At 58.8% G+C, this 17,874-nt stretch carries 16 protein-coding genes; 6 read left to right on the top strand and 10 right to left on the bottom strand.

Annotated elements, in window-relative coordinates; translation table 11 throughout:
• Nucleotides 1-196: 196 nt before the first annotated feature.
• Nucleotides 197-1,408, bottom strand: coding sequence for a pyridoxal phosphate-dependent aminotransferase (locus AC07S6_RS23585; RefSeq protein WP_044273990.1), 1,212 nt, complete (start codon nucleotides 1,406-1,408; stop codon nucleotides 197-199).
• A 202-nt stretch (nucleotides 1,409-1,610) separates the two neighbouring features.
• Between AC07S6_RS23585 and msrB the strand changes: the two genes are divergently transcribed.
• Complete coding sequence (msrB, locus tag AC07S6_RS23580) at nucleotides 1,611-2,003, top strand: peptide-methionine (R)-S-oxide reductase MsrB (protein ID WP_034127154.1); 393 nt, start codon at nucleotides 1,611-1,613, stop codon at nucleotides 2,001-2,003.
• A gap of 77 nt (nucleotides 2,004-2,080) precedes the next feature.
• Nucleotides 2,081-2,566: a glutathione peroxidase gene (locus AC07S6_RS23575; RefSeq protein WP_034127155.1), complete on the top strand. Its 486-nt coding sequence runs from the start codon at nucleotides 2,081-2,083 to the stop codon at nucleotides 2,564-2,566.
• Between the two features lie 21 nt (nucleotides 2,567-2,587).
• On the opposite strand, the gene AC07S6_RS23570 is transcribed toward AC07S6_RS23575, so the two are convergent.
• Complete coding sequence (locus AC07S6_RS23570; RefSeq protein WP_034127156.1) at nucleotides 2,588-4,897, bottom strand: hybrid sensor histidine kinase/response regulator; 2,310 nt, start codon at nucleotides 4,895-4,897, stop codon at nucleotides 2,588-2,590.
• Nucleotides 4,898-5,060: 163 nt separating this feature from the next.
• Here AC07S6_RS23570 and AC07S6_RS23565 point away from each other — a divergent pair, with 163 nt between their 5' ends.
• Together AC07S6_RS23565 and AC07S6_RS23560 are read left to right on the top strand one after the other, a co-directional pair.
• A complete protein-coding gene (locus AC07S6_RS23565; protein WP_490613588.1) occupies nucleotides 5,061-5,951 on the top strand; it encodes an ATP-binding protein in 891 nt (296 codons plus the stop codon).
• Entirely contained in the window at nucleotides 5,948-6,430 is a 483-nt protein-coding gene (locus AC07S6_RS23560; RefSeq protein WP_197881633.1) for a GAF domain-containing protein, read from the top strand. The genes AC07S6_RS23565 and AC07S6_RS23560 overlap by 4 nt, the downstream gene beginning before the upstream one ends.
• Before the next feature lie 69 nt (nucleotides 6,431-6,499).
• Here the strand turns inward: AC07S6_RS23560 and AC07S6_RS23555 are convergent, their stop codons facing one another.
• The 7 genes from AC07S6_RS23555 to AC07S6_RS23525 form a co-directional block, all read right to left on the bottom strand.
• On the bottom strand, nucleotides 6,500-10,135 hold the full coding sequence (locus tag AC07S6_RS23555) for a transporter substrate-binding domain-containing protein (RefSeq protein WP_495113159.1): 3,636 nt from the start codon (nucleotides 10,133-10,135) through the stop codon (nucleotides 6,500-6,502).
• A gap of 8 nt (nucleotides 10,136-10,143) precedes the next feature.
• Nucleotides 10,144-10,770, bottom strand: a complete 627-nt coding sequence (locus AC07S6_RS23550; RefSeq protein ID WP_034127160.1) for a response regulator transcription factor — start codon at nucleotides 10,768-10,770, stop codon at nucleotides 10,144-10,146.
• Between the two features lie 249 nt (nucleotides 10,771-11,019).
• Nucleotides 11,020-11,421, bottom strand: a complete 402-nt coding sequence (locus AC07S6_RS23545) for a response regulator (RefSeq protein WP_197881635.1) — start codon at nucleotides 11,419-11,421, stop codon at nucleotides 11,020-11,022.
• A 161-nt stretch (nucleotides 11,422-11,582) separates the two neighbouring features.
• Nucleotides 11,583-12,914 (bottom strand): deoxyguanosinetriphosphate triphosphohydrolase, encoded by a 1,332-nt coding sequence (locus tag AC07S6_RS23540; protein WP_197881636.1) that lies wholly within the window; start codon nucleotides 12,912-12,914, stop codon nucleotides 11,583-11,585.
• 164 nt (nucleotides 12,915-13,078) lie between these two features.
• Nucleotides 13,079-13,420 (bottom strand): hypothetical protein, encoded by a 342-nt coding sequence (locus AC07S6_RS23535; protein ID WP_034127163.1) that lies wholly within the window; start codon nucleotides 13,418-13,420, stop codon nucleotides 13,079-13,081.
• Complete coding sequence (locus AC07S6_RS23530) at nucleotides 13,417-13,821, bottom strand: phage holin family protein (protein ID WP_005786473.1); 405 nt, start codon at nucleotides 13,819-13,821, stop codon at nucleotides 13,417-13,419. The genes AC07S6_RS23535 and AC07S6_RS23530 overlap by 4 nt, the downstream gene beginning before the upstream one ends.
• A 2-nt stretch (nucleotides 13,822-13,823) precedes the next feature.
• Nucleotides 13,824-14,138 (bottom strand): ElaB/YgaM/YqjD family protein, encoded by a 315-nt coding sequence (locus AC07S6_RS23525; RefSeq protein WP_003189926.1) that lies wholly within the window; start codon nucleotides 14,136-14,138, stop codon nucleotides 13,824-13,826.
• Nucleotides 14,139-14,483: 345 nt separating this feature from the next.
• Here AC07S6_RS23525 and AC07S6_RS23520 point away from each other — a divergent pair, with 345 nt between their 5' ends.
• The gene (locus tag AC07S6_RS23520; RefSeq protein ID WP_197881637.1) at nucleotides 14,484-15,692 is read left to right on the top strand and encodes an ammonium transporter; all 1,209 of its coding nucleotides are present in this window, start codon (nucleotides 14,484-14,486) and stop codon (nucleotides 15,690-15,692) included.
• Here the strand turns inward: AC07S6_RS23520 and AC07S6_RS23515 are convergent.
• Nucleotides 15,679-17,409, bottom strand: a complete 1,731-nt coding sequence (locus AC07S6_RS23515; RefSeq protein ID WP_032903008.1) for a cation:proton antiporter — start codon at nucleotides 17,407-17,409, stop codon at nucleotides 15,679-15,681. The genes AC07S6_RS23520 and AC07S6_RS23515 overlap by 14 nt on opposite strands.
• 173 nt (nucleotides 17,410-17,582) lie before the next feature.
• Here AC07S6_RS23515 and AC07S6_RS23510 point away from each other — a divergent pair, with 173 nt between their 5' ends.
• Nucleotides 17,583-17,819 (top strand): glutaredoxin family protein, encoded by a 237-nt coding sequence (locus tag AC07S6_RS23510; protein ID WP_014717692.1) that lies wholly within the window; start codon nucleotides 17,583-17,585, stop codon nucleotides 17,817-17,819.
• Nucleotides 17,820-17,874: the final 55 nt, after the last annotated feature.

The following is a 17,874-nucleotide window of genomic DNA, read 5'->3' as shown; positions in this document are numbered from 1 at the left end:
TGGCGTAGGGCCTTGAAGGGATTTTCCGACCTGTATTGTCAGCCCTGATCGACCCGATGCTACCCTGTCGCCCCGTGATTATAGGGGGCACGTCATTGGCAGGGGCCAAATGAAGTACAACCGCAAGTAAGTGACACAGAAGTGTTGCCAGATAATCGCTGTACGACTCTTTGTGAGTCGCACAGCGTCAATTGCCTTACTGGCGATAGGACTTCAGGAAGTTACCGATGCGACCAATCGCCATCTCCAGGTCATCCACACGTGGCAAGGTCACCACGCGAAAGTGATCCGGCCACGGCCAGTTGAAGGCGGTACCTTGCACGACCAGCAGTTTTTCCGACAGCAGCAGGTCGAGCACGAACTTCTCGTCGTTGAGGATCGGGCAGACTTTCGGGTCGATCCGCGGGAACGCATAAAGCGCGCCCATGGGCTTCACACAGCTCACGCCGGGGATAGCGTTGAGCAACTCCCAGGTGCGGTTGCGTTGCTCCAGCAGGCGACCTTGGGGCAGGATCAGGTCGTTGATGCTCTGGTAGCCGCCGAGGGCGGTCTGGATCGCGTGCTGGCTCGGTACGTTGGCGCACAGGCGCATGTTGGCCAGCATGTCGATGCCTTCGATGTAGCTTTGCGCATTGTGCTTGGGGCCGGAGATGGCGATCCAGCCGGAGCGGAAACCCGCCACGCGGTAGGACTTGGACAGGCCATTGAAGGTCAGGCACAGCAGGTCCGGGGCCAGGGAGGCGGTGCAGATATGCACGGCGTCATCGTAGAGGATCTTGTCGTAGATCTCGTCGGAGAACACCACCAGGTTGTGCTGACGCGCCAGTTCCAGCATGCCCAGCAATACTTCCCTGGAGTACACGGCGCCAGTGGGGTTGTTCGGGTTGATGATCACCAGGGCCTTGGTGTTGGGCGTGATCTTGGCCTTGATGTCGGCCAGGTCCGGGAACCAGTCGGCGCCCTCATCACACAGGTAATGCACCGGGTGGCCGCCCGCCAAGGTCACGGCGGCGGTCCACAGCGGGTAATCCGGGGCTGGCACCAGGACTTCATCGCCATTGTTGAGCAACGCCTGCATGGACATCACGATCAGCTCGGACACGCCGTTGCCCAGGTAGATGTCCTCGATGCCGACGCCTTCGACCTGCTTCTGCTGGTAGTACTGCATCACCGCCTTGCGCGCGCTGAACAGGCCCTTGGAGTCGCTGTAACCCTGGGCGGTCGGCAGGTTGCGGATCACATCCTGGAGGATTTCGTCCGGCGCTTCGAAACCAAACGGCGCCGGGTTGCCAATGTTCAGCTTGAGGATGCGATGGCCTTCCTCTTCCAGGCGTTTGGCGTGCTTGAGCACCGGGCCGCGAATGTCATAGCAGACGTTGGCGAGCTTGTTCGATTTGCTGACCTGCATGGCGATGTGATCCTGAAAATGAACGATCCCGACGGCGTAGGCACTACCGTAGGGTGAAGCCTGCACGGCCCGCACCCATAAATACGTTTGAATGCCGATGGCGCGGGTGCCAGACTGGCGTTTTGAAGAGGCGCAATCATACGTGCCGCCTGATCCATGGAAAAGACACAGATCAGGGTTTTTCAGTTGCCGAGGTGTACCGATGGATAAGTTGCAGAAAACTGTAGATGAATGGAAGGCGATGCTCGACCCGGAGCAGTACAACGTGTGCCGTCTCAAGGGTACCGAGCGACCGTTCAGCGGCAAGTACAACGCCACCAAGACCGACGGCGTCTACCACTGCATCTGCTGCAACGAGCCGCTGTTCGATTCCAAGGCGAAGTTTGATTCCGGCTGTGGCTGGCCCAGTTTCTATGAGCCGATCGCCGACAGCGCGATGGTCGAGATCCGCGATGTCAGCCACGGCATGATTCGCACCGAAGTCACCTGCGCCAAGTGTGATGCACACTTGGGGCATGTGTTCCCGGACGGCCCCCCGCCGACGGGCCTGCGCTACTGCATCAATTCGGTATGCCTGGAGCTGGTGCCGCGCTAGGCTTCATGGCCTATGTAGGAGCGAGCAAGCTCGCTCCTACAAATAAGGCTCTTCTTTCCCTGACTTGAGGCATTGCCATGAGCGACTCCCTGCTGAGCATCCCTTGCACCACCATCAAGGGTGAGCAAAAGACCTTGGCCGATTTTGCCGGCAAGGCCATTCTGGTGGTCAACACCGCGAGCAAATGCGGCTTCACCCCGCAGTACAAGGGCCTCGAGCAACTTTGGCAGCAATACAAGGACCAGGGGCTGGTGGTGCTCGGCTTTCCCTGCAACCAGTTCGGCAAGCAGGAACCCGGCAATGAAGGCGCGATATCCGAGTTCTGCGAGCTGAACTTCGGCGTCAGTTTTCCGCTGTTCAAGAAAATCGACGTCAATGGCAGCGATGCCCACCCGTTGTTTGTGCAGTTGAAAAAACAGGCCCCGGGCCTGCTGGGTTCCAAGAACATCAAGTGGAACTTCACCAAGTTTCTAATCGGCCGTGATGGCAAGCAGGTCAAGCGTTTTGCGCCAACCACCAAGCCCCAAGACTTGACCCAGGAGATCGAAGCCCTGCTCAAATGACCGCAATATTGCGAGTACCCATCAGAGGCTGGTTGTCTTCGGTACCCACAGTTCCAGTAAGGCGTTGAGTTCTTCCCGGCGAAACGGCTTGGCCAGGTAATCGTTCATTCCAGCGGCCCGGCAACGCTCGCGTTCTTCGGCCATCGCGTTGGCGGTCAAGGCAACAATGGGCAAGTCCGGCCAACGCCCGCTCCGGCGAATTTGTCGGCTGGCCTCATAGCCATCCATCACAGGCATGTTGCAGTCCATCAACACCAAGTCGAAGCGCTGGTCCTCCAGAAGCTTGAGGGCTTCGCCGCCATGGGCTGCGACGATCACCTCACACCCGAGTTTGCTGAGCATGCCCTTGGCCACCAGTTGATTGACCGCGTTGTCCTCCACCAGCAGGATGCGCGCGCGGTGCGCAAGCGGTGCGGTTTCTATCTGGACCGGGTCGAGCACCAGTTGCGCGCCGCTGCGCAGGTTGCGTTGCAGGATCTGGTACAGCGCGTTGCGGCTCAATGGGCGCGCTTGTTGCTGCAGCGGCGCCAGGGCCGTGACTTCTTCGCTGGGCAAAAAGTTGCCATAGGCGGTAACCAGCAGAATCGGCGCGCTGATGCCCGGGCGCAAGCGGAACAAGCATTCAGGGCAGTCGGTGATCAACAGGTCGGGCGCCAGCCCGCTCAAATCATCGTCCTGGGAATAGCAGCGCGGGGTCAGCCCCCAAGAGGGCAATAGCGTGGTGAGCAGCTCCGTCAGCCCGCCGCCGGCGTTGGTGATGGCGATCACCTCGCCCGTGAGCGGTGCATAGCGCATGGCAGGCAAATGCGCGGGCAGTGGGAGGTCGGCGCAGAACTGGCTGCCAAAGCCCACCTCCGAGCTGATACTCAAGCGGCCTTGCATGGCTTCGCACAGGTTATGAGTCAACGCCAGGCCCAATCCCGTCCCGCCAAACTGGCGGGTAATGCCAGCGCCGGCCTGGGTGAACGGCTGGAAGATTTTCACCTGGGCTTCCTGGGCGATGCCAATGCCGGTATCGCACACTTCAATGCTGACCCGACCTTCCAAGGCGCGCAGGCGCACATCGACGCGGCCAAAGCGGGTGAACTTCAAGGCGTTGGAGAGCAAGTTACTGACGATCTGCCGCACACGGGTAGGGTCGCCGACCACCTGGGCGGGAAATTGCGGGTCGATCAGGCAGGTCAGCTCCACGCTCGGAGCGGCATTTTGCGAGAGCAGGTTGGCGGTGTCTTCCACCAATGAACCCAGGTCGAACGGGATATGCTCCAGTTCCAGCTGGCCGGCGTCGAACTTGGACAGGTCAAGAATATCGTTGAGCAACTCCACCAGCACTTTGCCTGAGTCATGGGCAATGGACAGTTGCTGGCGCTGTTCCGCGGTCAGCGGGCTATCCAGTGAGAGGGCAATCATGCCCAGCAACCCATTGAGCGGCGTACGAATTTCATGGCTCATATTGGCCAGGAATGCTGCCCGTGCCTGAGCCATGCCCAGCGCAGTCATTTTCGCCGCCTCCAGCTCATCGTTGGACTGGCTCAAGCGTTGGTTGCTGGCCTTGAGTTCGAGGGTGCGCGCAGAAACGATATTTTCCAGTTGCCCCAAATACTCCGTGAGGCGATCTTCGGCATGGCGCCGTTGCTGGATCTCGGTTTCCATGTTTTCGAATTGTTGGTTGGCGACGCTGACGAGCACGCCGATTTCATCGTGTTCATGCCCCGGTGGGCAATCCAGGCGCGCCTGTTTGCGTGTGCTCAGCTCGCGGATAATGCGCACCAGCGGTTGGGTGAGCATTACGTAGAACAGGCCGAGCAAAATCCCGGTGAGCAGCAGGCTGCGGGCGAAACCGTTGAGCAGAGTGATCTCGGCGCGATGCAGGAAACGGCTGCCAAAGGCATAAGTATCGACGTCCAGGCGTAGCACACCAAGGGAGTCGTTGGGCATATGGCTGAGAAACAGCCGGTCTTCGAATTGGCGATTGGCACCAAACAGAAAGTCGCTGACCGGCCGATAGTTGCTTTCCTTGCGCGGACGGTTGACGTCGGCCAGCACCACACCATTGTTGTCGATCAACTGCGCGCGGATGATGGCGGGGGAGTGCAGCAGGCCCAAGGTCAGTTCCTGGGCGAGTTCGGCATCGATGTTGTAGGCGATTCTTGACGCCGGGTTATGGCTGATTTCAATCAGTGAGCGTATTTCACGGTTGATGGATGCGTCTTCACTGGCATAATCAATGCCGATTTGGATCAGACTGAGCAGGGTTCCCAAGACGAAACCGACCAGCACAGTCAATCTGGCTTGTTTATAAGACAAGCGGTGGGCGAACTTGATATCCATCGAGTGTTGAACCACTTAGCGTTTCCCTTCGCCCGGCAAGCATAGCTGAACATCCACAAGCTTTGGCTTGCCCGGCATGAATCGTTTGTTTGATGCAGCCCTGCAGTTTGCCGCAGGGTTGCCAATACGCCATCTTTTGCAAGAAGTTGCCAGAGGAATAGCTGTGGATTCTCGATTGAATGCCTTTCTTGAGCGCGCCGATGCGGTGCTGGCTCGCCTGGAACCGTTGTTACCCGCCCCACGCCAGGCGATCGACTGGCATCAATGCCTGGCCGCCCGTTGGCAGCGCGAAGGTCGCAATGGCTTCCTGTTACCGTTGGAAGTGAGCCTGGACATGCGCCTGTCGGACCTGATCGGTGTCGACAAACAACGTGAACAACTGGCGCGCAACACCCAACAGTTCCTCGACGGGTTGCCCGCCAACCACGCCCTGTTATGGGGTTCGCGTGGCACCGGCAAGTCTTCCATGGTCCGGGCCTTGCTCGCCCAGCACGCCAACGCCGGCCTGCGTCTTATCGAGATCGAGCGGGACCACCTGGCTGACCTGCCGCGGGTGGTCGAGCAACTGATCAAGCTACCACAACGCTTCATTTTGTTTTGCGATGACCTATCGTTCGAGGCCGGCGAAGGTGACTATCGCGTGCTCAAGAGCGTGCTGGATGGTTCCCTGGAACAGGCGCCGGAAAACGTGCTGCTGTACGCCACGTCCAACCGTCGCCACCTTGTGCCGGAAAACCAGAGCGACAATGACAACTGGAAACGCGTGGATGGCGAATTGCACCCGAGCGAGGCGGTTGAAGACAAGATTGCCTTGTCGGATCGTTTTGGCTTGTGGTTGTCATTCTACCCTTTTACCCAGGAACATTTCCTGGATGTGGTGGAACACTGGATCGGTGAGTTGGCCAGCAAGGCCGGCTTGCAGTGGCAACGCGATGAGCAGCTTGACGTTCTCGCGGTGCGTTGGGCCACTGGGCGCGGCAACCGCAATGGCCGGTGCGCCTACCAATTCGCCCGTTACTGGGTGGGTCTTAAATTGCTGGAACGTCAACCATGATCGATTTACAACAGGCCGGCAGCGGCCTTGATGGCTATGCCATGCTCTGCGCGCAACTGGAGTCACTGCTGGCTGATGAGCGCGATTTTATTGCCAACAGTGCGCAGTTTTCCGCGTTCCTGTTCAACCAGTTGGATGACTTGAACTGGGCTGGCTTTTACCTCAATCGTAACGAAGAGCTGGTGCTTGGGCCCTTTCAGGGGCAGATCGCCTGTGTGCGCATTCCGTTTGGTCGCGGCGTGTGTGGTGCGGCTGCGGCCTCACGGAGAACCCAGCGCGTGGAGGACGTGCACGCGTTCCCAGGCCATATCGCCTGCGACAGCGCTTCGAACAGTGAATTGGTGGTGCCATTGGTCAAGGACGGCCAACTGATTGGTGTCCTTGATCTCGACAGCCCATTGCTGGGCCGGTTTACCCCTCAGGACCAGGTGGGGATTGAGCGGCTGGCGGAGATTTTCCTGCAGTTGACCGACTGCTGAAGCGGTGGGTACTTATGCTGGTCGCGGTAGGAGCGCATTTGCTCGCTCCCGCCACGACGGGCCCTGTTGCTATGGGGCTTGCAGCTCATCGAGTTGAACCCGCAGCATCTTCTCCAATTCCAGCATGAGCTGTTCCAGGGCCCTGATGCCGCTTTCGATCACGGCCCACTCCTCATTGCGAGAACAGGTTTGCTCCAAGGCTTCGCATTGCCCCGCCAACGAATGGGCTTGAACGATGCGGGCGGCACCCTTGATCTTGTGGGCTTGCTCAATGATGTCCGAGGGGGACGCGTGTCGATCCCGCAGTTCGACAAGGACCCTGCGGTCGTGAAGGCTGCTGCTCAGCAGCTCCTCCAGCAAGCGTCGACTCAACTGTGGATCACCGCCGGTCAGCGCTTCCAGGCATTCGAGATCCAGCCGTTGGGGCACGGCTTCAGGGGCGATATGTGCCAGTTGGCGCTCTAATACAGTAAGGCTGATGGGTTTGAACAGGCAGTCATCCATGCCGGCTTGCACGCACCGTTGCCTTTCCTCGGGCTGGGCGTTGGCCGTAAAGCCCAGTACCACGCAGGGCACCAATTGTTCGCGTTGCTCATACTCTCGGATTGAACGACTCAGTTCGTAGCCATTCATGATGGGCATGTTGCAGTCGGCAATTACGAGGTCGAAATGCTCTTTACGCCAGGCCTGAAACCCTGCGGCCCCGTGCTCGGCAGCGATGAATTTATGCCCCAGGTAGCCCAATTGCTGGCACATCAGCAGGCGATTCGCCGGGTGGTCGTCTACCACCAGTACGTTAAGCACCCGTGCGGTGGCCGGCGTTGGCGGCGTGTGTTCACCCACCGCCTGGATCGCTTGCAGGCGAGGCATGCTCAGGTTGACGTGTACTTGGGTGCCTACCATGGGCACGCTGCTCAGGCTCAATTGGCCGCCCATCATCGCGCATAGGCTGCGGCAGATCACCAGCCCCAGGCCCGCGCCACTGCGCGCCAGTTGCCCGGAATTGTCCGCCTGGGCAAAGGGTTCGAACAGGCGCTGTTGATCATCCCGGCTGATGCCGATGCCGGTGTCTTCCACCACCAGTTTCAGCTCGATCTGCTCCGGGGCCTGGGTAGGCTGCAGCTCGACCTTGATCTTGACCTGCCCTTGTTCGGTGAACTTGATCGCGTTGCTCACAAGGTTCGATAGCACCTGCTTGAAGCGCAGCGGGTCTATCAGCACCTCGATATCGTTCAGGTCGGGTTTGAACTCCAGTAGCAGGCTGAGGGTTTTCTGCCGTGCGAGACCGTCGAAGACGCGCACCACTGATTCAATTACCTCCCGCAGGTTGACGCGCTCCGGCGCCAGGCTGAGGCGGCCGGACTCGATACGCGCGATGTCGAGAATGTCACCGATCAGCTCCAGCAGGTCTCTGGCCGAGTTGTACGCCACCTCGATCGCCGGACGGTCAAGGTGTCCTTGGTCGGCGCGCTTGAGCGTCAGTTCGAGCATGCCGATCACAGCGTTCATCGGGGTGCGAATCTCGTGGCTCATGGTAGCCAGGAACGTGCTCTTGGCGCGGTTGGCTTCGTCGGCGCGCTCCTTGGCAGCGCGTAGTTCATCGAATAGCTGGCGTCGGTCACTGATATCGATCCAGCCACCGATGATGCCCTGGACTTCACCCGTAGAGTCGCGGTAGGGAAGGATCCAGTGATAGATGGTCAGTTTCTTGTCGTGGATATGCAGGCTGCGATCGAGGATCAGCGGGTTACCCTCGGCCACCACACGCAGATAGTCAGCATGATATTGGGCTGCCTCCGACGCCAGCGCCATGGTCATCTGGGTCACGCTTTTGCCGATCACCTCTTCGCGCTTGACGTCGAACACCTGCAGGTAGCTGTCGTTACAGGTCTGCAACAACCCATTGCGGTCCCGCACGTAGATCGGATGGGGCGTTTCATTGACCAGTGCACGCATGAACTCGAACTGATCGTTGAGGGCGCGTTCGGCCATTTTTCGATGCTTGATCTGGCGACGCATGTAGGCGTTCCAGGCCAGGGATATCAATAGCAACAGCCCGGTGCCGATGATGATTCGCGCGATCAGTTGATGGTAATTACGCCAGTAGCTGTCCGATGCGGCGGTGTAGCCACGCCAGCGACTGTTGATTACGCCCATTTCATCCGGGGCAATGCTGAGCAGCGCCTTGTCGAGTATCGAGCTCAATTCCGTGGCTTGGCGCGAGGTAGCAAGAGAGAAGGTCGCTGGGGTCGTGCCGATGCTGGCGCTTATTTGCAATTTATCCTGGAAGACCTGGGATGACAGGAAATAGTTGGCGATCACCAAGGTATTCACTGCCCCATCCACTTGTCCCTGTGCGAGCAGCTCCGATGCTCTGAACGTATCACTGGTTTCCACCAGTTGAACCTGCGGGAAGTCTTTGCTCAAGGTCGCGGCCAGCGGGTTGCCTCGGGTGATTGCCAGACGCTTTCCTGCCATCTGCTCCATGTTCGAGGGGGCACCTTGCTCTCTGCGTGTCAACAATACATAGGAGTTTTCCAGGTAGGGGCGGCTGAAATTGAGCTGCGAATCTCGTTCGTTGCTGGGCACGATGGCGCCGATCATATCGACTTTCTGGGTCGCGACCTGGTCGATCATCGCGTTGACATCGCGCCCGCGCTGCACCGAAAAACGCAGCCCGGTGCGCAAGCGAATCAACTCCAGCAAGTCGGCGGTGATGCCGCGGAAGTTGCCGTCTGCATCAAAGAACGTCAGGGGCGCGAAAGTTTCGTTGACGACCACGGTGACCACCGGATGCTCTTTGAGCCAGCGCTCTTCGCGCTGGGTCAGTTGCAGCTTCTTGTCGGTCAGCAGGATGTCGCTGCCGGCGCTCCAGCGCTTGGCAATACTGTCCCTTTCGTTGATGGGCACTGAGGCCAGGGCTGAATCGACAATGCTGAGGAGCATCCGGTTGTCCTGGCGCGTGGCAAAACTGAAACCATAAGCTTCATGTTTGCCGAAGTTGGCCATGCGAATGTTCTTGAGATAGCCCTTGTTGATCATGTAATGGGTGGAAATGGTGTCACCGAGAAACACATCCGCCTGGTCGAAGGCCACTGCATTCAAGGCATTCTGATAGGACGGGTAGGCGCGGATGCTCGCCTTGGGGTACAGCTTCTCCACCTCATTGAGCGGCAGGTAGTGATAGACAAGGCTCAGGCGCAGCCCATCGAGGCCTTCGCTGAGGCTGCGGGTTTCTCCCTCGCGCGTGACCAGCACCGGCTGGTCCACGGCATAGGGTTCGGAGAGGATAAGATTTGGCATCGCAGCTTCAAACCCGTTTGAGGAGCCCAGCAGGTCAATTTCCCCGTCTTCCAGGGCGCGAATGGCCGCCGCTCGGGAGGGGTAGCGCATCACATTGATTGGCAGGGAGAGTGCCTTGGCCAGTAATCCTGCGTAGTCGGCGGTAAGGCCTTCGTAATCATGGCCGCTGGAAGTGAGGTCGAAGGGCGGGTAATCAGGTGTGGATGTCCCCAGCGTGAGTTCACGTTTGTTCTGCAGCCACTGGCGCTGGGCCTTGTCAAAATGAGTGTCCAGTTGAACAGCTCCCGCACGACTCAAGAGGGTGAAACGTTCCGGGCTGGTTTGGTGCTCCGCCAGCACGGTAGTGCTGAAGTACAAACCGGCACTTAATATAATCAGATAGTCCTTTATACGCCTGGGCATCCGCTTTCTCACACTAGCGCGTTTCGTTTTGCCATCTCGATGAGTTCTACCAAGGATTTGGCTTTGAGTTTCTGCATGAGTCTCTTTTTATAAGTACTGACCGTCTTGTTACTTAAAAACATACCTTTGGCAATTTCCTTGTTAGTGCGACCTTGCGCAAAAAGTTGCAGGACCATCAGCTCTCGGTCGTTAACTGACTTGAACAATTCCAGCTCCTGGACATCCATGCCTTCGGCTCCGGGGCCACTCAATGCCTGGCTGGGGAAGTAGTTGTAGCCGGACAGGACAGCGCGGATGGCGCTCAGCAATTCGCTCAGGTCACCCTCCTTGCACACGTAGCCTTCGGCGCCCGAGCGCATGCACCGCGTAGCAAATAGCGTCGGGCACTGGGCCGTGAGCACCAGGGTCTTCATGGAGGTGTTCATGGCATTGAATCGGCAGAGCACCTCGAGACCGTCGAGTTTCGGGATGCTGATATCCAGAATCACCAAGTCTGGAAGGCACTCACGGACCATTTGTATGGCATCGCACCCGTTGTCTGTTTCGCCGACGACCTTGTAACCTTCGTGCTCCAGCAACATTCGAATAGCAAGCCGGATAACGGGGTGGTCATCGATAATAAAAACTGAGTTCATAATCACATTCCATGCAGGTGCAAATAAAGCGGGCACATTAGCTCAGAAGATAAGGGCACGGCATGAAGCGCACGAGCAGTAGATGCAAAACAGGAAAGTTCCTACAATTAAAAAGGTATACGCCTACAAGTTGATGGGTAGTCGTGACAGAGCATGTGAGCGTTTCGAACGCAATCGTGGCATGGTGATAGGCTTGAGTTTTTACGGCGGGCTTCGTAGCGTATTTCGTCGAAGAAGATGTTTAAAATCCTACGTAGGGCGGGTAAAGGTTAAGCCGATTAACTTTTCAAGTTCGTCCTTGTTCAACGGTTTTGATAAATAGCCAAGAAGCGGAAGACTTCGTTGCGAGGCTTGTTTTGTCAGGCTCATCAGTTCTGGCGTGGGTAACCCGCTTAACAGAATAGCGCTGGTAATGAAGCGCCGACGGCTGGCGATTTCCACTAGTTCAAGTCCGGGCAGGTCGGGCAGGCATTGGTCGCACAACATCAGGTCAAAGGGATGTTCGGACTGGCTCATTGTGCGTATGGCCTGCTCTGCGTTTTCCACCGCAGTCAGTTGATCGAAGCCGAAGCTGTTGAGCAGGCATTGGGTGGCCAGAAGTTGAAACGGGTGATCCTCCACCAAAAGAATACGAAGAGAGTATCTGGGCATAGAAAGCACACAGTGAGGCAAGCGTCGATGGGGGCAGTAGAATTGCTCGGTCGGTTGGGAACGCGTGATTATTCTTCGGATGCTTGTACGAATTCGATCAGTTCGCTCTGTTCCCATCGTAGGGCAATTCTTTTCAGGGAACAGGCGGTCGGATGCAAGCGTTACTGAGGGCTGGAACGCCCAGTCATTTCCCGTGCCATTTCGGTGGCGTAGCTGTCGGTCATACCAGCAATGAAGTCGATCATTCGCAGGAACGAGGCGTGCAGTGGCCAGGCGGGGTCCGGTGCGCTGTTGCCCAGCAAATCGAGAATGCGCCGATTCTTGAACGACGGTGTTCGCCCGCCATGTTGTTCAAGTGCCGCGCCGCAGAACGCGTTCAGCAGGATTTCCAGGGTGGTGTAAGCGCCGATTTCATGCAATGTCTTGCGCTTGTCCTGGAAAATTTTCTTGCGCGCCATGTCTTTGGCATCCAGCACGCAGCGCTTTGCCGGGCCGTGCATATGCTCCACCAGGTCTCCCTGCAGCGTGCCGGCCAGCAGGGCGTCCTGCTGTTCGACAAACGCCTGCGCAGCCGCATTGGTCAGGTGCTCGATGGCTTTGCCACGCAGGATCGCCAGCTTGCGGCGGCGAGAGTCCAATGGACCCAGCTGGCGATAGGTTTGTGGCAGGTCATCACCGACCAGGTCGAGCAACAACGACTCCACTTCGCTGTACTGCAGAAGCTCCATTTCCAGACCATCTTCCAGGTCGATCAACGCGTAGCAGATGTCGTCGGCTGCCTCCATCAGGTAGACGAGCGGGTGACGCGCCCACCGTTGTTCCTCTAACTGGGGCAAGCCAAGCTTGTGAGCGATCTGCTCAAGAATTGGCAACTCGCTCTGGTAACAGCCGAACTTGTGTTTCTTGTAGCCCAGCGAGTCGGCGTGACGGGCAGTCCAGGGGTATTTGAGGTACGTGCCCAAGGTGGCGTAGGTCAGCCGCGTGCCGCCGTCGAACTGGTGGTATTCAAGTTGGGTAAGTACCCGAAAGCCCTGGGCATTGCCTTCGAAGTTAAGGAAGTCATTGCGTTCGGCGCTGCTCATGCCATCCAGCCAACCTCGCCCGGCGGCCTGTTGGAACCAGTGGCGAATGGCGTCTTCGCCGGAATGCCCGAATGGCGGGTTGCCGATGTCATGGGCCAGGCAGGCCGATTGCACCACCATGCCCAGGTCGCTGGGGTCGCACCAGTCGGGCAGGGAGCTGCGCAGGGTTTCGCCCACGCGCATGCCGAGTGAGCGCCCCACGCAGCTGACTTCCAGGGAGTGGGTCAAGCGTGTGTGGATATGGTCGTTGCTCGAGACCGGATGCACTTGGGTCTTGCGTCCCAGGCGCCGGAACGCGCCGGAGAAAATAATGCGGTCGTGATCTTTGTGGAAGGGGCTGCGGCCCAGTTCTTCAGGGCTGTGCAGGGGTTTTCCAAGACGTTCGCGGGTTAGCAGGGTGGGCCAATCCAAGGCGCAGGCTCTCCGTAGTGTGAATGACAGTTCCAGCTTCCCGGTTCGGCCTTCAAGGGCAAGCGAATCCAGCGGTCGGCCGCGTCGGTATCAATTAACAGGCAGCGCAAAAAACCGCAATGACCAGCAGGTGTCTGGTCATTGCGGTCATCGGCTCACGAGGGTCAGCTTTTGCGCGAAGAGCCTTGCATGGCCAACTTGATCAGGGGGATCAAGCCGGCACCTAGCCGCACCAGGCGCGTGATGCTGCTGATACTGCCGCCCTTGGCGCCCTTGCCGGTAAAGAAGCCCATCAGCGTAACCGCCGCCACGCCCCACAACGGCGCGTGCTTGATGCCCAGGCTGTCCTGCCAGTTGTGGCGCATGTTGCGCATTTTGTGCAGGGGCGCCATGAGTTGTTGGGACTCATGACGGATTTCCTGGCGGTGCATTTCCATGCGCAGGCGAATCAAGGCTTTGCGCATTTCTCGGCGAGAAGTATTTTGCGGGATTTCAGTCATGCTCATGGCAGCAGGCGCTCCCGGTCATTGGCCAGTTCTTCGAGCGTGGCGTGGAAGGGCGTGGACTCATCGAATACCGCCGCCTTCAAGCGCACACCGCAGAACGCAGCGGCCAGGCTGTAGAACACGCAGAGGCAGATGATGCCGGTCAGGCGATAGCCCGTGTCCCACACCAGGATCATCACCAGCGTCGACAACCCCACCAGCAACAGCAGGGCAAACACCAATGCCAGGCCAGCAAATAGCAATAGGCTGACAGTACGGGCCTTTTGCTCTTGTAATTCAATGCCGAACAACTCGACATGACTGTGCAGCAAGCCCAGCACAGCTGCGCCCAGGCGTCGGGAAGTTGAACCGCTTGCTGAGGAATGTGCGCTCGTGGATGAGCTGGATTCGCCGATAGACATGGTTAGCGCCTTGTAGCCAATAGACCGATCAAAAAGCCTACGCCGGCAGCAATGCCGACTGACTGCCATGGGTTGGCTTGCACGTAGTCTTCAGTGGCAGTGATCGCCGCCTGGCCGCGCTCGCGCAATGAGTCTTCGGTCAGTTGCAGGGTCTCGCGGGCCTTGAGCAGGCTCTCGTGGATCTTGGTGCGCAGCTCGTCAGCCTGGTCACCGGCCAGCACGGCAGTGTCGTCCAGCAGCTTTTCGGTATCGCTGACCAGGGTTTGAAAATCCTCCATCAGTATCTCTTGAGCAGTCTTTGCTGTTTTACCGGCCATGGTTATCTCCGTGGGTAGCTGATCTGTACGTGTGGTTTCGAGTCGCGCCGTGGGCTGAAGGTTCAGTGCAATTGTGTGGTACAGCTTTTGCTTTGCCTTGGTGCGCAGGCCCTGGAGCCTGCGCTGAATCCGGGCGGTCGAGGTGAGAACCTTGGAAAACCTTACCCTAAATCACTTAATTTCGCGGAAAAACCCTGTCGGCAACGGCCTGTTGTGTTGATCGCTGCGCTAAAGCGGTTCACGCCCTCTGAAGAAGGGCGAGGCCGGCGGTGCCAATTTAGTGCGCGAAACCCTGGCTTGAACCGCTTTGGTGCTTTTTGCCTTGACGCAGGCCTGCCAACCTCCATGGAAAACTTGCAAAGCGCGGTGGACACCCTCGTCCACAGTTCCAACACCTTGTTCATTCTGATTGGCGCGGTCATGGTGCTGGCCATGCACGCCGGCTTTGCCTTCCTTGAGGTTGGCACGGTACGGCAGAAGAACCAGGTCAATGCCTTGTCGAAAATCCTCAGTGATTTTGCGATTTCAACGCTGGCCTATTTCTTTATAGGCTATTGGATCTCCTACGGTGTGAGCTTCCTGCAACCGGCCGCCGTGATCAGCGCCGATCATGGCTACGGCCTGGTGAAGTTTTTCTTCCTGCTGACGTTTGCCGCGGCGATTCCGGCGATCATTTCCGGTGGGATTGCCGAGCGTGCCAAGTTTGCGCCGCAGCTGTGTGCCACCGCGCTGATCGTGGCGTTTATCTACCCGTTCTTCGAAGGTCTGGTGTGGAACGGCAACCTTGGCCTGCAAGCCTGGCTGCTCGCAACCTTTGGTGCCAGCTTCCACGACTTTGCCGGTTCCGTGGTGGTTCACGCCATGGGCGGCTGGCTGGCGCTGGCGGCGGTGTTGCTGCTGGGCCCGCGCAATGGGCGTTATCGTGAAGGGCGTCTGGTGGCGTTTGCGCCGTCGAGCATTCCTTTCCTGGCGCTGGGCTCGTGGATTTTGATCGTGGGCTGGTTCGGCTTTAACGTGATGAGCGCCCAAACCCTCAATGGCGTCAGTGGCCTGGTGGCCGTCAATTCGCTGATGGCCATGGTCGGTGGCACCGTGGCTGCCCTGGTAATTGGCCGTAACGATCCTGGGTTTCTGCACAACGGTCCTTTGGCCGGGTTGGTGGCAATCTGCGCCGGTTCCGACCTGATGCACCCGGTGGGCGCGCTGGTCACGGGCGTGGTGGCTGGTGGCTTGTTCGTATGGTGCTTTATCGCTGCCCAGTCGCGCTGGAAGATCGATGACGTGCTGGGCGTGTGGCCATTGCATGGCTTGTGCGGTGTGTGGGGCGGCATTGCCTGCGGTATTTTCGGGCAGGCCTCCCTCGGTGGGCTGGGCGGCGTGAGCCTGATCAGCCAGTTGATCGGCACCGGGTTGGGCGTGGCCGTGGCGTTTGGCGGCGGCTTGCTGGTGTACGGTGTGATCAAGCGTGTGCAAGGGCTGCGCTTGAGCCAGGAGCAGGAGTATTACGGCGCAGACCTGTCGATTCACAAAATCGGCGCGGTCAGTCAGGACTGATCGGCGCGTCTTCGTCAGTGTGTTCCGGTGGGTAGAAACCGTGCAGCAGGCGATAGTGGTTGCGCCGTACTTCGTTCACTCGCGCCTGCACCTGTTGGTCCGGCAGACCCAGCAGGATCAGGGCATGGGAGGCGAGCATCAGGCTCGACTCCAACAGCTCGGGCACCACTTCGCTGGCGCCCGCGGCCTTGAGCTCAGCCAACTGGCTGTCATCGCGGGTGCGCACCAAAATCGGCACGTCAGGGTTGATCTGCCGCGCCTCCTTGAGCACCACCAGCGCGACATCGCTGTTGTCCACCGCGATCACCACCAACCGCGACCGTTCCAGGCCGACGGCGCTGAGCAAAGCGCCACGGCGGCAGTCGCCGTAATGCACGCTGCTGTCCTCGGTGGCGGCTTCCTGCACCCGTTCGGGGTCATCATCCAGGGCGATAAACGCCTGTTGTTCGCGGCGCATAAAGCGCCCGATGGACTGGCCTACCCGGCCATACCCGCAAATCACCACGTGCCTATGCAGTTGGGCGTTGAGCGCGGTGATGTGTTCCAGTTGCACTTGTTGGTTGGGCTTGCGATGCAGGCGCAGGGCGATGGCCGGTGCCGCACGTAACAGCAGTGGTGTCAGCAGCATTGAGCAGAAGGTGGCAGCCAGTAGCAGGCCGTTGAACTCATCGGGAATCAACCGGCTCTGCTGCATCTGCGCCATCAGCGCAAAACAGAATTCGCCGCCCTGGGCCAGTGCCAGGCCGCTGCGCCAGGCCGTTTCGGTGTCGCTGTCACGCCACTTGACCAGCGCCGCGACGACCATGCCTTTGACCAGCATCAACGTGAGCGTCAGGCCGAGGATCAACAGGCTGTGGCTGACGAACAACTGCAGATCGATGAGCATGCCGATGCTGACAAAAAACAGCCCCAGCAGGATGTCGCGAAACGGGCGGATATCGGCTTCGATCTGGTGTCGGTAATGGCTCTCGCCCAGCAGCATGCCGGCCAGGAACGCGCCGAGGGCAGGGGACAGGCCCAGCAGGTGGGTGAGCCAGGCGGTGAGCAAGACAATCACCAGCGCCAGCAGCACAAACAGCTCCGCCGAATGAGACGCGGCGACTTCACGGAACAGGCGCGGCAGCAACCAGCGGCTGGCGAACAACAGGCCCACGAACAGCACCACGGTCTTAGCCAGCGTCAACGGCAGCGCCCAGTACCAGGCGTGGTCGCTGCTGCCGGCAAACACCGGCACCAGTGTCAGCAGCAACACCGCCACGACATCCTGGAACAGCAACACGCCTATCGCATTCTGGCCATGACTGCTGAAGATTTCCCCGAGGCTGGTCAATTCCTTGCTGACAATGGCCGTGGACGATAACGCCAGCCCTGCGCCCAGCAATAACGCGATGCCAGGCGCGAGGCCTAAGCTCATCAACAAAACGCCCAGCAGTGCCCCGCACCCCAGCACCTGCAGGCTGCCCAGGCCAAATACCACGCTGCGCAGCGCCAACATTTTCGACAGGGAAAACTCAAGCCCCAGGGAAAACAGCAGGAACACCACGCCCATCTCGGCCAGGTCCGGCAGGTCTTCGTTGTCATTGACCCAGTCCAGCGCGGTGGGCCCCACTGCCAGGCCCACGCACAGGTAGCCCAGCACGGGAGGCAACTGCAGCCGGCGAAACAACGCAATCACCACCAGGGATGAAGCCAGGATAATCAGCAGGTTGGCGAACACAGGCATCTCCGTTGCAGGGTGAGCGGCAAAAAGCCGCGAGAATCGCTGAATCAGTTATAGGCCATGGTGATCTGCGTCAGGCTTTTTGCACCGTAGGAGCGAGCAAGCTCGCTCCTACAAGGGGCTTGTTGGGCTTAGAATGGAGATTCGTTTTGTGACCGAGTCCTTTCATCATGCTTCCTGAATGCCAGCTGTTCGGCACCCTGGGTTGCCATTTGTGTGAGATCGCCGAAGCCGAAGTCATGCCGCTCGTCGAACACGGGCTGTTGGTGGAGTTGGTGGATATCACCGATCCGCAGGACCTGACAGACGTCTATGGCCTGCGGATTCCGGTGCTTCGCCGCACGGACACCGGGGCGGAACTGGACTGGCCGTTCGACACCGAGCAGGTGGTTGCCTTCCTGCGCTGAGATTTATGCGATGGCGGCTTTTCAAATATTCAGTTACTGTATATTCGTACAGCGA

It is taken from the genome of Pseudomonas sp. GW821-FHT07B01 (assembly GCF_059419065.1).
This window is presented reverse-complemented; position numbering and strand designations above follow the sequence as displayed.